The sequence below is a fragment of the Streptomyces sp. NPDC059201 genome (assembly GCF_042754585.1).
Classification (GTDB): domain Bacteria; phylum Actinomycetota; class Actinomycetes; order Streptomycetales; family Streptomycetaceae; genus Streptomyces.
The window spans coordinates 350926-364816 of record NZ_JBHZBB010000006.1; the positions used below are offsets into that span (position 1 = coordinate 350926).

A 13891-nucleotide genomic window follows, 5' to 3' on the forward strand; every position below is an offset into this window, starting at 1 on the left:
GGGGACACCGGAAACGGTGTCCCCCTCTTGCTGAGGACACCACCATGTACAAGTTCTTCTTTCGCCTCGTGTTCAAGCGCATGGACCCCGAGAAGGCCCACTACCTCGCCTTCCGCTGGATCCGCCTCGCGGCCCGCGTCCCCGTCCTGCGGACCTTCGTCGCCGCCGTCCTCGCCCCCCGCCACACGTCGCTGCGCGTCGAGACCCTGGGCCTCCGCATGCACGGCCCCTTCGGCCTCGCCGCAGGCTTCGACAAGAACGCCGTCGCCATCGACGGCATGGCCATGCTCGGCTTCGACCACGTCGAGATCGGCACGGTCACCGGCGAGGCCCAGCCCGGCAACCCCAAGAAGCGGCTCTTCCGCCTCGTCCCGGACCGGGCCCTGATCAACCGCATGGGCTTCAACAACGAGGGCTCCGCCGCCGTCGCCGCCCGCCTCCACGCGCGCGTGCCGGTGTTCAAGACCGTCGTCGGCGTCAACATCGGCAAGACCAAGGTCGTCGAGGAGGCCGACGCGGCCGCCGACTACGTGAAGTCCACCGAGCGGCTCGCCGCCCACGCCGACTACCTCGTGGTCAACGTCTCCTCGCCGAACACCCCCGGCCTGCGCAACCTCCAGGCCACCGAGTCGCTGCGCCCGCTGCTCACCGCCGTCCGCGAGGCCGCCGACCGCACGGTCACCGACCGCCGCGTCCCGCTCCTGGTGAAGATCGCCCCCGACCTCGCCGACGAGGACGTGGACGCCGTCGCCGACCTCGCCGTCGAGCTCGGCCTGGACGGCATCATCGCCACCAACACCACGATCGCCCGCTCCGGCCTCGGCCTCACCTCCGAGCCGGCCCTCGTCCAGGAGACCGGCGGCCTCTCCGGCGCCCCGCTCAAGGAGCGCTCCCTGGAGGTCCTGCGCCGCCTGTACGCGCGCGTGGGCGACCGGATCGTCCTCGTGGGCGTCGGCGGCATCGAGAACGCCGAGGACGCCTGGCAGCGCATCCTGGCCGGTGCCACCCTGGTCCAGGGCTACAGCGCCTTCATCTACGAGGGCCCGTTCTACGCCCGCGCGATCCACCAGGGACTCGCCGCGCGCCTCGCGGCCTCCCCGTACGCCACCCTCGCCGAGGCCGTCGGCGCCGACCACCGAAAGGCCACCCAGTGACCCTCTCCTTCGGCACCCGCCTGCGCTCCGCCATGGACGAGCGCGGCCCCCTCTGCGTCGGCATCGACCCGCACGCCTCCCTGCTCGGCTCCTGGGGCCTCGCCGACGACATCGCGGGCCTGGAGCGCTTCACGTACACCGTGGTCGAGGCGCTGGCGGGCACCGTCGCCGTCTTCAAGCCGCAGGCCGCCTTCTTCGAGCGCTTCGGCTCGCGCGGCATCGCCGTCCTGGAGCGGGCCACTGCCGACCTGCGCGCGGCCGGCGGCCTGGTCGTCATGGACGCCAAGCGCGGCGACATCGGCTCCACCATGGGCGCCTACGCGGAAGCGTTCCTGCGCAAGGACTCCCCGCTCTTCTCCGACGCGCTCACGGTCTCCCCGTACCTCGGCTACGGCTCCCTTAAGCCGGCCGTCGACCTGGCCCGCGAGTCCGGCGCCGGCCTCTTCGTCCTCGCCCTCACCTCCAACCCGGAGGGCGGCGAGGTCCAGCGCGCCGTCCGCGAGGACGGCCGGACGATCGGCGCGACCATGCTCGCCCACCTCGCCGAGGAGAACGCGGGGGAGACCCCCATGGGCTCCTTCGGCGCGGTCGTCGGCGCCACCCTGGGCGACCTCTCCTCCTTCGACCTCGACATCAACGGCCCGCTGCTCGCCCCGGGCATCGGCGCCCAGGGCGCGACCCCGGCCGACCTCCCGGTCGTCTTCGGCGACGCGGTCCGCAACGTGGTCCCGAACGTGAGCCGGGGCGTGCTGCGCGCCGGACCGGACGCGTCCGCCCTGCGGGACGCGGCGACGCGCTACGCGGACGAGATCCGGGCGGCCGTCGCCGGCTGATCCGGTTCCGCCGTCCTCCCGCCATCCCCGCAGGTGGGAGCGGACGGGGCCCCCGGACGGCGGGCCGCGGCGGCACTTGACGAAATCTTGGCCGAAAACAGGGTCGATATGCCGGAAAAGTCCTGGTCGGCAGAGGCTGACCAGGACTTTTCCGCTGTTCTCGCTGACTGGAGCGGCCATGGCCGCTAGTCTCCGGGGCAGAGAAGACGACCAACGGTCACGTCGTTGGGCGTTGCTCCACTGGTGTGGGTCGACCAGGTCCCTCACCGGTCCGTATCCGACAGATCGACATCCGAGGTGACGTAGGCGTGGCTCTTCCGCCCCTTACCCCTGAACAGCGCGCAGCCGCGCTCGAAAAGGCCGCCGCGGCTCGCCGGGAGCGGGCCGAGGTCAAGAATCGACTCAAGCACTCCGGCGCCTCCCTCCACGAGGTCATCAAGCAGGGCCAGGAGAACGACGTCATCGGCAAGATGAAGGTCTCCGCCCTCCTTGAGTCCCTGCCCGGCGTCGGCAAGGTCCGCGCCAAGCAGATCATGGAGCGGCTCGGCATCTCCGAGAGCCGCCGTGTCCGAGGTCTCGGCTCCAACCAGATCGCCTCCCTGGAGCGCGAGTTCGGCGGCGCGGGCGCCTGACGCGTCGCCCGACCGGTGCCCGATCCGGGACGGACGTCCCGGGCACCCCGGCGATACTGGAATAATCGCTGCATGGCAGCAGAGGTACGTCCGCGGCTGACCGTGCTCTCCGGCCCCTCAGGGGTCGGCAAGAGCACGGTCGTCGCTCATATGCGCAAGGTCCACCCCGAGGTCTGGCTCTCGGTGTCGGCCACGACACGAAAGCCCCGCCCCGGCGAGAAGCACGGCGTCCACTACTTCTTCGTGACGGACGACGAGTTCGACAAGCTGATCGCCAACGGTGAACTCCTCGAATGGGCCGAGTTCGCGGGCAACCGCTACGGCACCCCCCGCAGCGCGGTCGCCGACCGCCTGGAGGCCGGCGAGCCCGTCCTCCTGGAGATCGAGCTCCAGGGCGCCCGCCAGGTGAAGGAGTCCATGGCCGACTCCCAGCTGGTCTTCCTCGCCCCGCCGAGCTGGGAGGAACTGGTCCGCCGGCTCACCGGCCGCGGCACCGAGTCCCCCGAGGTCGTCGAGCGGCGGCTGGAGGCGGCCAAGATCGAGCTCGCCGCCGAGTCGGAGTTCGACACCACGCTCGTCAACACCTCCGTCGAGGACGTCGCGCGTGAGCTGCTAACGTTGATGCACGTAGTCTGATCTTTTATCCATCTTCGGAAGGTAGAGCGTGTCCTCTTCCATCACCGCGCCCGAGGGCATCATCAACCCGCCGATCGACGAGCTGCTCGAGGCCACTGACTCGAAGTACAGCCTCGTGATCTACGCGGCCAAGCGCGCGCGTCAGATCAACGCGTACTACTCGCAGCTCGGTGAGGGCCTGCTGGAGTACGTCGGTCCCCTCGTCGACACCCACGTCCACGAGAAGCCGCTCTCGATCGCCCTGCGCGAGATCAACGCGGGTCTGCTGACCTCCGAGGCCGTCGAGGGCCCCGTTCAGTAAGCGTTGCGTTCGTCACCACAGGCCCGGCGGTCCTCCCGCCGGGCCTGTGGTGTCTCATGGAGTCGTACGTCATCCGAGAGCGCGTACCGCGTGGGGAGAGGCAGCCGTGACCAAGCCGAAGGTCGTTCTGGGCGTGAGCGGCGGCATCGCCGCCTACAAGGCGTGCGAGCTGCTGCGCCGGCTCACCGAGTCGGGCCACGACGTCCGCGTCGTCCCCACCGACTCCGCCCTCCACTTCGTCGGCGCCGCCACCTGGTCCGCCCTCTCCGGCCACCCCGTCTCCACCGAGGTCTGGGACGCCGTCCACGAGGTGCCGCACGTCCGCATCGGGCAGGGCGCCGACCTCGTCGTCGTCGCCCCCGCCACCGCCGACATGCTCGCCAAGGCCGCCCACGGCCTCGCCGACGACCTCCTCACCAACACGCTCCTCACCGCGCGCTGTCCGGTCGTCTTCGCCCCCGCCATGCACACCGAGATGTGGGAGCACCCGGCCACCCAGGAGAACGTGGCCACGCTGCGCCGCCGCGGCGCGGTCGTCATCGAGCCCGCCGTCGGCCGCCTCACCGGCGTCGACACCGGCAAGGGCCGGCTCCCCGACCCCGGCGAGATCTTCGAGGTCTGCCGCCGGATCCTCGCCCGCGGCGTCACCGCCCCCGACCTCGCAGGCCGGCACGTCGTGGTCAGCGCCGGCGGCACCCGCGAGCCGCTCGACCCGGTCCGCTACCTGGGCAACCGCTCCTCCGGCAAGCAGGGCTACGCCCTCGCCAAGGCCGCCGCCGCGCGCGGCGCCCGGGTCACCCTCGTCGCGGCCAACGCCGGCCTGCCCGACCCGGCCGGCGTCGACGTCGTCCACGTCGGCACCGCCCTCCAGCTCCGCGAGGCCGCGCTCAAGGCGGCCGCCGACGCCGACGCGGTGGTCATGGCCGCCGCCGTCGCCGACTTCCGCCCGGCCGTCTACGCCACCGGCAAGATCAAGAAGACGGACGACGGGGGAGCGCCGACGATCGAGCTGGTCCGCAACCCCGACATCCTCGCCGAGCTCTCCGCCGAGCGCGCCCTGCCCGGCCAGGTCGTCGTCGGCTTCGCCGCCGAGACCGACGACGTCCTCGCCAACGGGCGCGCCAAGCTCGCCCGCAAGGGCTGCGACCTCCTCGTCGTCAACGAGGTCGGCGAGCGCAAGACCTTCGGCTCGGAGGAGAACGAGGCCGTGGTCCTCGCCGCCGACGGCACCGAGACCCCGGTCCCGTACGGCCCGAAGGAAGCCCTCGCCGAGACCGTCTGGGACCTGGTCCTGCCCCGCCTGCGCGAGCGCCCCGCCTGACCCGGGCGCGCACGCGCGGCGGTCGGGAGCGGCCGAGAGGGGTGCGAAACGCCGGGGTGGGAGTGATCTGCGCCGCATCGTCCGCCCCTCTCCACCCCTTCCCGAGGCCGGTTCGACCCCAGTACGAGCATTCGTCAGGCGAGACACCTGGTCCAAGGTCCGACCTGGCCCGATAGACTGTCCGTGGAACGTCGCGGGGCGCAGCCCCCTGCCGGTCCGCGAAGAGATAGCCAGCAGCCGCTGCAACCCCAGGGAGCGTTGTGTCCCGTCGTCTGTTCACCTCGGAGTCCGTCACCGAGGGACACCCCGACAAGATCGCTGACCAGATCAGCGACACCATCCTCGACGCGCTGCTCCGGGAGGACCCCACCTCCCGCGTCGCCGTCGAGACGCTGATCACCACCGGCCTCGTGCACGTCGCCGGCGAAGTGACCACCAAGGCGTGGGCGGACATCCCCACCCTCGTCCGCAACAAGATCCTCGAGATCGGGTACGACTCCTCGAAGAAGGGCTTCGACGGCGCCTCCTGCGGCGTGTCGGTGTCCATCGGGTCGCAGTCCCCGGACATCGCTCAGGGCGTGGACACGGCGTACGAGAAGCGTGTCGAGGGCGACGAGGACGAACTGGACAAGCAGGGCGCCGGCGACCAGGGCCTGATGTTCGGGTACGCCTCGGACGAGACCCCCGAGCTGATGCCGCTGCCGATCCACGTCGCGCACCGGCTCTCCCGCCGCCTCACCGAGGTCCGCAAGAACGGGACCATCCCGTACCTGCGCCCCGACGGCAAGACCCAGGTCACCATCGAGTACGACGGCGACAAGGCCGTCCGTCTCGACACGGTCGTCGTCTCCTCGCAGCACGCCTCGGACATCGACCTCGACTCGCTGCTCGCGCCCGACATCCGCGAGTTCGTCGTCGAGCACGTCCTCAAGGAGCTCGTCGAGGACGGCATCAAGCTCGACACCGAGGGCTACCGCCTGCTGGTCAACCCGACCGGACGCTTCGAGATCGGCGGCCCGATGGGCGACGCCGGCCTCACCGGCCGCAAGATCATCATCGACACGTACGGCGGCATGGCCCGCCACGGCGGCGGCGCCTTCTCCGGCAAGGACCCGTCCAAGGTCGACCGCTCGGCCGCCTACGCCATGCGCTGGGTCGCCAAGAACGTGGTCGCCGCGGGCCTCGCCTCCCGCTGCGAGGTCCAGGTCGCCTACGCGATCGGCAAGGCCGAGCCCGTCGGCCTCTTCGTCGAGACCTTCGGCACCAACGCCGTGGAGACCGAGAAGATCGAGCACGCCATCGGCGAGGTCTTCGACCTCCGCCCGGCCGCGATCATCCGCGACCTCGACCTCCTCCGCCCCATCTACTCCCAGACCGCCGCCTACGGCCACTTCGGCCGCGAGCTCCCCGACTTCACCTGGGAGCGCACCGACCGCGTCGACGCCCTGAAGAAGGCCGCCGGCCTGTAAGGCACCCGCACGACGACGGAAGCCCGGCGCCCCCTTGGGGGGCGCCGGGCTTCCGTCGTGTCACGGTCCGGGTACGCCGCCCGTCGGAAGACCGCCGCCGCCGTCACCGTCCCCCTCCTCGGACGGCTCGGGCCGCACCGGATCGCGGTAGCGCTGCTCCTCCTCGGCGGCGAGCCGGTCCAGGGAGTCGGCGCCGTGCAGACGCGCGGCGCGTGCCGCCTCGGCCACACGGCGCAGGAAGAGCGACCCGGCGGGGTCGTGCTCGTCGAGCCCCAGCCCCCGAAGCGCCGCCACGAAGTGGTCGGTGGCCGTGCCTGCCTCCTCCGCTTCCGGAGCCACGGACGTCATCACATACGGCTGGAGCGATTCGGGCACCGGCTCGTCGTTGGCCACCGAGGTGAGCTGGGCGAGGAGACCGATGTCGGCCACGGCCTTGTCCACGCGGTCGTCGTTCCTCGCGAGCCACCAAACGACGGCGCTGCCCGTCGAGGCCAGCACGTCCTCGCCCAGGTAGGCGCGCTTGTTCTGCTCCCACTTCCGCTCGTGCTCCCAGACGGCCTCGTCCTTGCGTACGGTGGCGAGCTTCTCCAGCCGTTCGCGGTCCGCCGGCGACAGCGAGACGTGGATGTTCTCCGCCATCGCGAGCACCCGTCCGGACGGATCCTGTTCCATCGTGCCGAGCGCGCCCGCCAGCTGGTGCTGGACGAGGCTGCCGCGATGCGGGGCGTGCGTGGCGGTGATCGCCCGGGCCCGGGTGAGGACGGCGTCCACCGCCAGGCCGGTGCCACTGACGACCGGGGCTCCGTGCGCCGCGTCGAGCGGCATCCACCGGACGAGGGCCGTGACGAGGAAGTCGTAGTCGGGGGAGGAGCTGGGCAGAGCGACCTCGCGGACGACCTTCTCCCAGCGCTCGATCGGAGGGATCGGCCGGTCCGGCTCCAGCAGGTGGTCCTGCGGGATCGTCGGACGGCGTCTGCGGGCGAACAGGTACGAGAGCCCCGCGAGCGCGAGCAGCCCGCCCGCCGCGGCCGGCCAGTACCACCAGGGCCAGGCGGCGCACAGGCCGATGATCACGATCAGCAGCCCGCCGATCAGTGTGAGGAAGGCCGTCAGGATCTTGTGTCCGGAGCTCATGGAAGGTCCCCCTGGTGGATCGGCACGACGATGCCGTGCCGGCTGGTACGGAATGCGGGAAGAAGCGGGATCAGGACGCGCCGCGGTGATCAGTCCTGCGGCGCCCGGGCCGGCCGGACGCCCTGCGCGGCGTCCACCAGCCGGCGTACCCGGGCCGCACAGGGATGCCGCAGGGACGTCACGTACAGGCGGTCGAGGGCCGCTGGATGGGGCGCCGCCGCCCGCACCAGGACGTCGAGCAGGGCCTGGCCACGGCCGTCACCGGGGCGGGCCGCTGCCATCCACTCCTCCGCCGGAGCGGTCCAGTCGCCGGGATCGGAGCCGGAGAGCAGCGCGCGCCAGGCGGCGGTGAGCGCCTCGCGGGTCCGCGGATCGTCGATCGGCGGCCGGGAATCAGTGCTCGCCTCCAGGAGCACGGAGCTCGCGACGGCCGCGATGAAGATGCGCGTGTCGGCCTGCCGTCCGCCCCTGGCCAGGCCGGAGGCGAGCCGGTCCAGGAGCTTGCGGTAGAGACGCTCGTCCGTGCGGGCCAGCCGTACGAGCCGGTCGCTCGCGCCAGACCTGCGGCCGTGGACGCCCCGAGCGAGGTGGTGCAGGCGTACCAGCGCTTGATCGGGATGGCTCGTGGCGATCACGTCGGCCGACACGGCGACCAGGACCTGGGCCGTCCATGCCTCGATCCCGGTCTCCAGGCACCAGCCGTACACGTACTGGCGGAACGCCCGCCCCGTCCGGGGGTCCTCGAGTCCGTGCCCGAGGGCCTGGACGGCCGCCTGGAGCAGCCGGGGTTCGTTCCGGCGGGTCCACCGGCGGGCGAGATCCCACAGTTGTCGCTGCTGCCCCAGGCGGAGGGCCTGCTCGGCGTAGCCGGCTACGAGCTCGTCACAGTCCGGGTCGTCGAGCGCGGGAAGCCGGAGGGAACCGTCGACCCAGCGACGGAAGACGTCCCACAGACCCGGCCGGGTGGTCCAGAAATGCTCGCGGACCGCCGAGGCGAAGTCGGGGCGGCGGAACGCCACGGTCCCGTTCACGTGGACCACGGCGTCGATGCTGTCGAGCTGCTCCCTCAGATCCTCACGCTCGAACACCGGCCGTTCGTCGTGCGGATGGTGGACGTTCCTCAGGAGCAGTTCGTGGGCGTGGTGGACCGCCTCGACGCGGGCACCGGGCAGCATCGAGGCGGTCAGGAGCAGCGCCCGCTGTCTGCCGTCGGCCAGCTTCCTCACCTGCTCCGCGACCGCGTCTCCGAGATGACGCAGTCCCTCCAGAGCGACGGAGCACCAGTGCTCACGGCGCGCTCCGGGCGCCGAGCGCCGGGCCTCGCCGAGGAGTCGGGCCAGTCGGGCCACCTCCCTCAGCGCGGGCACCCCTGCCAGGAAGGTGTGGACGTCCGATGACAGCTGATCAGGGGAGTCGATGCCCTGAATCTGCTCCGCGCGAACGGCCCGCATGAGGACGCGCAGGGCATCGGGGCGCTCGATGACGGTGCGGTGGATCGCGAGCTCGTCGCCGACCGGCACCCCGTGCGGCAGGATCACCACCAGGTGCGCACGGTGGAGGCGGACACTCTCCAGAAGGGCCGGGAGCTGCCCTCGCAGAGTCTCCCAGCCCGCGGCACGCGCGTCCGAGAGGTCGAGCAGCAGCCGGTCCCCGTCGCCCACGTGGTCGCCCGACAGAGCGGCTTCGGCGTTGTCGTCCTCGGCCAGGAGACGACGGGCCGTGCGGGGCCCGTCGATGTCCTTGAGCAGCATCTTGGCCGCGGCCTCGCGCCCGCTGCCGGGTGGGGCGTCGATCAGGACGGCCTGCTCGACCCGCAGCTTGAGCGCGGCCGCGCGCATCCCGGCGGGTGCGACGAACCGCTGTCCCAGCCACTCCAGATGCTCACAGGAGAAGGGCTGGGGGAGGCGGGCGCGTCCGGACGAGGCCCCGGCCTGGTGGTAGTGGTAGTTGAACAGGTTGTTCTGCGTGCCCGAGCCGGTGTTCACCGGCCCGTTCGGGTTGTGGACCCCCGTGAAGGCCGTTTCGCTCATCGGCCGTCGGCCTCGTCCCTCTCCGCACGTCCGAACCGGTGCGAGATGCCCCCGTGGTTGTCGCCCGCGACGTAGGCCGCCCCGTCGCCCGACAAGTGCGGCCGGTGCGTGTGGCTCTGGTTGTTCTGCGTGCCGGATCCGGTGTTGACCGGGCCCGTGGGGTGGGAGACGAGGGTGCCGATCTGACCGATGTCCCGGCCCTGGATGCTGATGCCGCTGTTGCCGCCGGCCAGCGCGTTCTGGGTGGTGTCCGTGGCGCGTTCGTCATGGGCCCCGTCCGCCTGCCCGGGCCGGGTGGCGAGGCGAGGGACGAGTTGGGCGATGGCGTCTCCGATCGCGGCCGTTCCTTCGGAGTGGCTCTGGGAGTCGATGCGCAGCGAGTTCAGCTCGGCCAGATGTGCCAGCTGCGGAGGCAGCGCTTCGGGAGAGAGCCGTTCGGTCCGGCGCCCTCGCAGGACGGGGATCACATGGACGCCGCAGCGCCACGCCTCCAGGATCTCGGTGCGTACCCAGTCGTCCTCCCTGCGCAGGCCGGGGTGGGCGGCCCATTCGGGGCCGACCACCGCGAGCAGGACGCTGCTGCGGCGCACGGCGGTGAGCAGTGCGTCGGGATAGCGCTGACCGGCCCGGCCGGAGCGCCCCGAGAAGTAGACGGCGTCGTCCCCGAAGCGCTTCGAGAGGGCCTCGTCGAGCAGCGCGGCGATCTCGTTGCCGTCGCCGGTGCGGTAGTTGATGAAGATCTCAGCCACGAGGGCCTGCCTCTCGTAGGGGAGCGGGTGGGAGGGCGTCCTGGAGCGCGGCGGCCAGCCGCGGCGCCAGGGCATGGGCGTTCGGGTTGCGGGGGTGCCGGGCGAGGACCCGGGAGAGCCTGCGCAGATCGGTCCGGATGGTCCCGGAGGCCAGCGCCTCGCTCTGGCTCAGCAGGGGGACGGCGAGGACGCACGCGTGATCGATCTCGCCCGCGACGGCGTGGGCGAGCACCCGGCGGATGCCGTAGCGGACGCGCGTGCGGGTCGCGTGGACCGGGATCCGCGCGACCTCCCGGTCGAGGACTTCCGCCGCCTGGCGCGGCAGACCGAGGTCGAGCAGGCACCAGCCGGTGGTCATGGCCGTGGGATCGGAGAGGTGGGTGGTGCCGATGACGGGAAGGGCGCCCGCGCTGCCGTCCGTGGCCGCCCGGTCGAGGAGTGCCCGTGCCCGGTTCAGCGCCCGCAGGCACGCGTCCCGGTCGCCGTTCAAGGCGTGTCCCTGGGCCTCGCGCTGCGCGGCGAGCCCCCGGATGCGGGCGGGTAATCGGCCGGACTGGGCGCCCTGGACGATGTCGACGGTGGAGCGGGCGTCCCCCGCGTAGAAGGTCAGCAGTCCGCGGCGGACGAGCGCGTACGCCTCCAGGTCGTGATCACCTCCGGCGGCCGCGAGCCGTACCGCGTGATCGGTCCAGGCGAGGGCCGCGCGCTCGTCGCCGCTCTCCTGGGCCATCCAGCCGGTGTACTCCGCGAACCGGGAGGCGAGGAGGTACAGCTCCCGTGCCGAGCGGGCCCCCGCGCCTTCGGCGAGCGCGGGCAGGGTCCGCGTCTGCGCCTCCAGGGCGGGCAGCACGGCGGCCGCGGGAGCCGTCTGTCCCAGTGCCCGGAACTGATCGAACAGTGCCCGCACCCCGTCCACCAGCGGGCCGCCGGCAGCGTCGGCCGCCCGCTCCGCGGCCTTCGTGCCCCGTGCGACGGCCGCGGGTGACGCACCGAGCGCGAGTGCGGACATGGCTCCGGTGGTCATCACGCGCCGCCGGTCGAGCAGCGCCGGCCCGGCGCCGACCGGGACCAGTGCGGCCAGCGCGCCCTCAGCGCCGAGCGCCGCGTCGCACAGGCGTGCCAGTTCGGTGGTCGGGCGCTGGGCACCCGTCTCCACCTTGCTCAGCTGGCCCTTGCTGTAGTGCACGCGGGCGGCCAGGCCGTCCAGCGTCATTCCGGCCGCCAGCCGCCTCCGGCGCAGCTCCGGGCCGAACTTCGACAACGTTTTCACCACTCCGCTCCCTCACGTGGACGTGTGCCAGCCTGGGGTCGCCGGCGGTACGGCAACAAGGCGGTGGCCGCTGTTTCACGTTTCCATCGGGGTGGGGGTGGCGGACAGAGCGCCGATTCGGCCACGGGCGTGGCCGATCATGGACTTCGGGCAGTGTCGGTGGCGTCTGGTAGGTATGAGGCTGTGAGCAGCGAGAAGGAGAGTTCCGAGGGGCCCGAGCAGCTCGCGCTCATTCGGGAGACCGTGCGGAAGGCGAAGGTGCCGAAGGCCAAGCCGCGGACCTGGCGGGGGGCCGCGCTGGCCAAGGAGTTGCCGGTCGCGCGGGTGGTGGTGAACAAGGGGGCGCTCCACCTCGACCAGTTCTTCGACTACGCCGTGCCCGAGGAGCTCGACGCCGTCGCGCGGCCGGGGGTGCGGGTGCGGGTGCGGTTCGGTGCCGGGTCCGGGCAGGTGCGGGGCGGGCGGCGGGAGGGCGGGCGGCTGATCGACGGGTTCCTCGTCGAGCGGCGGGCCGCCTCCGACTACGCGGGGCCGCTGGCCGCGCTCGCCGACGTGGTCTCGCCCGAGCCCGTGCTCGGGCCCGAGCTGCTGGCCCTTTCGCGGGCCGTCGCCGATCGGTACGCGGGGAGTCTCGCCGACGTGTTGCAGCTCGCGGTGCCGCCGCGCAGCGCCGCCGCCGAGCGCCGGACCTCGCCCGCGCCGCTGCCGCCGCCCCCGCCGCCCGAGGCGGGCACCTGGAGCCGGTACGAGCAGGGGCCCGCGTTCCTGGAGTCGCTGGCGCGCGGCGGGAGCCCCCGGGCCGTGTGGACGGCGCTGCCGGGGCCGTACTGGGCCGAGGAGATCGCCCGCGCCGTCGCCGCCACCCTCGCCTCCGGGCGCGGCGCCCTTGTCGTCGTGCCCGACGGGCGGGCCGTCGGGCGGGTCGACGCGGCGCTGACCGGCGTCCTGGGGGAGGGGCGGCACGCGGTGCTCACCGCCGAGGCCGGGCCCGAGAAGCGGTACGGGCAGTGGCTGGCCGTGCGGCGCGGCTCCGTGCGGGCCGTCGTCGGCACCCGCGCCGCCATGTTCGCGCCCGTCGGGGAGCTCGGCCTCGTCGTCGTCTGGGACGACGGCGACGGCAGCCACAGCGACCCGCACGCCCCCCAGCCGCACTCCCGCGAGGTCCTGCTGCTGCGCGCCGCCCACGACCGGTGCGCCTTCCTGCTCGGCTCCACCGGCTGCACCGTGGAGGCCGCGCAGCTCGTCGAGTCCGGCTGGGCCCGGCCGCTCGCCGCGAGCCGCGAACAGGTCCGCGCGGCCGCGCCCCTGGTCCGTACCGTCGGCGACGACCTCCTCGCCCGGGACGGGGCCGCCCGGGCCGCCCGGCTGCCCTCGCTCGCCTGGGAGACCCTCCGGGACGGGCTGCGCGCCGGACCGGTCCTGATCCAGGTGCCCCGCCGGGGGTACGTACCCCGGCTCGCCTGCCAGCAGTGCCGGACGCCCGCCCGCTGCCGGCACTGCGCCGGGCCGCTGGAGGCCCCCGACCAGCGGGAGCTGCACTGCGGCTGGTGCGGGCGCGAGGCCCCCGACTGGCACTGCGAGGCGTGCGGCTCCACCCGGCTGCGCGCCCAGGTGGTCGGCGCCCGGCGGACCGCGGAGGAGCTTGGCCGGGCCTTCCCCGCCGTGCCGGTACGCACCTCCGGCCGCGACCACGTCCTGGACCGGGTCCCCGACCGCCCCGCCCTCGTCGTCTCCACCCCCGGCGCCGAACCGGTCGCCGACGGCGGCTACGCGGCGGCGCTGCTGCTCGACGGCTGGGCCCTGCTCGGCCGCCCCGACCTGCGGGCCGGGGAGGAGGCGCTGCGCCGCTGGATGGACGCGGCCTCGCTGGTCCGGGGCCAGGCCGAGGGCGGGACGGTGGTGGTGGTCGCCGAGCCGACGCTCCGGCCCGTGCAGGCCCTGGTCCGCTGGGACCCGGTCGGGCACGCCCAGCGGGAGCTGGCCGAGCGCGCCGAGCTGGGCTTCCCGCCGGTCTCCCGGATGGCCGCGGTGAGCGGTCCGCCCGAGTCGGTGGAGACCTTCCTCACGGCCGCCGCGCTGCCCATGGACGCGGAGATCCTCGGCCCCGTGCCGCTGCCGGTCGTCCGCCCCGGGTCCGTACGCCGTCCCGGCGACCCGCCGCCCGGCGAGCAGTGGGACCGGGCCCTGGTCCGGGTCCCGCCGGGCAGCGGCGCGGCCCTCGCCCAGGCCCTCAAGCACGCGCGCGCGAGCCGGCAGGCCCGGGGCGCCGGCGACACCGTCCGGATCAGGGTGGACCCGCCGGACATCGGCTGAGGGCGGCCGGACACGACGACGGCCGCCGCCCCCTTCGGCCAGGGGGCGG

12 protein-coding genes are annotated in these 13891 nt (G+C 73.3%); 8 read left to right on the plus strand and 4 right to left on the minus strand.

Annotated elements, in window-relative coordinates; translation table 11 throughout:
- Positions 1-44 precede the first annotated feature (44 nt).
- The 7 genes from ACFXMG_RS21780 to metK all read left to right on the plus strand — a co-directional run bounded on the left by ACFXMG_RS21780 (position 45) and on the right by metK (position 6346).
- Positions 45-1154: a quinone-dependent dihydroorotate dehydrogenase gene (locus tag ACFXMG_RS21780; protein ID WP_383829770.1), complete on the plus strand. Its 1110-nt coding sequence runs from the start codon at positions 45-47 to the stop codon at positions 1152-1154.
- Complete coding sequence (gene pyrF, locus ACFXMG_RS21785; protein WP_383829767.1) at positions 1151-1987, plus strand: orotidine-5'-phosphate decarboxylase; 837 nt, start codon at positions 1151-1153, stop codon at positions 1985-1987. The genes ACFXMG_RS21780 and pyrF overlap by 4 nt, the downstream gene beginning before the upstream one ends.
- A gap of 308 nt (positions 1988-2295) precedes the next feature.
- A complete protein-coding gene (locus ACFXMG_RS21790; protein ID WP_030493613.1) occupies positions 2296-2619 on the plus strand; it encodes an integration host factor in 324 nt (107 codons plus the stop codon).
- Between the two features lie 72 nt (positions 2620-2691).
- Positions 2692-3255, plus strand: a complete 564-nt coding sequence (gmk, locus tag ACFXMG_RS21795; protein ID WP_383829763.1) for a guanylate kinase — start codon at positions 2692-2694, stop codon at positions 3253-3255.
- Positions 3256-3283: 28 nt separating this feature from the next.
- Positions 3284-3556 carry a DNA-directed RNA polymerase subunit omega gene (gene rpoZ / locus ACFXMG_RS21800; protein WP_030493615.1) on the plus strand — a complete coding sequence of 91 codons (273 nt, stop codon included), beginning with the start codon at positions 3284-3286 and terminating at the stop codon, positions 3554-3556.
- A 106-nt stretch (positions 3557-3662) separates the two neighbouring features.
- Positions 3663-4877, plus strand: a complete 1215-nt coding sequence (coaBC, locus tag ACFXMG_RS21805; RefSeq protein ID WP_383829759.1) for a bifunctional phosphopantothenoylcysteine decarboxylase/phosphopantothenate--cysteine ligase CoaBC — start codon at positions 3663-3665, stop codon at positions 4875-4877.
- A gap of 260 nt (positions 4878-5137) precedes the next feature.
- Positions 5138-6346, plus strand: coding sequence for a methionine adenosyltransferase (gene metK / locus ACFXMG_RS21810; RefSeq protein ID WP_383829756.1), 1209 nt, complete (start codon positions 5138-5140; stop codon positions 6344-6346).
- A 60-nt stretch (positions 6347-6406) separates the two neighbouring features.
- On the opposite strand, the gene ACFXMG_RS21815 is transcribed toward metK, so the two are convergent.
- From ACFXMG_RS21815 to ACFXMG_RS21830, 4 genes are all read right to left on the minus strand, one after another.
- The gene (locus tag ACFXMG_RS21815) at positions 6407-7480 is read right to left on the minus strand and encodes a hypothetical protein (protein WP_383820711.1); all 1074 of its coding nucleotides are present in this window, start codon (positions 7478-7480) and stop codon (positions 6407-6409) included.
- Between the two features lie 89 nt (positions 7481-7569).
- Positions 7570-9510 (minus strand): hypothetical protein, encoded by a 1941-nt coding sequence (locus tag ACFXMG_RS21820; protein ID WP_383820713.1) that lies wholly within the window; start codon positions 9508-9510, stop codon positions 7570-7572.
- Positions 9507-10259 carry a toll/interleukin-1 receptor domain-containing protein gene (locus tag ACFXMG_RS21825; protein ID WP_383820716.1) on the minus strand — a complete coding sequence of 251 codons (753 nt, stop codon included), beginning with the start codon at positions 10257-10259 and terminating at the stop codon, positions 9507-9509. The genes ACFXMG_RS21820 and ACFXMG_RS21825 overlap by 4 nt, the downstream gene beginning before the upstream one ends.
- On the minus strand, positions 10252-11529 hold the full coding sequence (locus ACFXMG_RS21830; RefSeq protein ID WP_383820719.1) for a helix-turn-helix domain-containing protein: 1278 nt from the start codon (positions 11527-11529) through the stop codon (positions 10252-10254). Before ACFXMG_RS21830 ends, ACFXMG_RS21825 begins: the two co-directional genes overlap by 8 nt.
- Positions 11530-11712: 183 nt before the next feature.
- On the opposite strand from ACFXMG_RS21830, the gene ACFXMG_RS21835 reads away from it, so the two are divergent.
- Positions 11713-13842 carry a primosomal protein N' gene (locus ACFXMG_RS21835; protein ID WP_383820721.1) on the plus strand — a complete coding sequence of 710 codons (2130 nt, stop codon included), beginning with the start codon at positions 11713-11715 and terminating at the stop codon, positions 13840-13842.
- Positions 13843-13891: the final 49 nt, after the last annotated feature.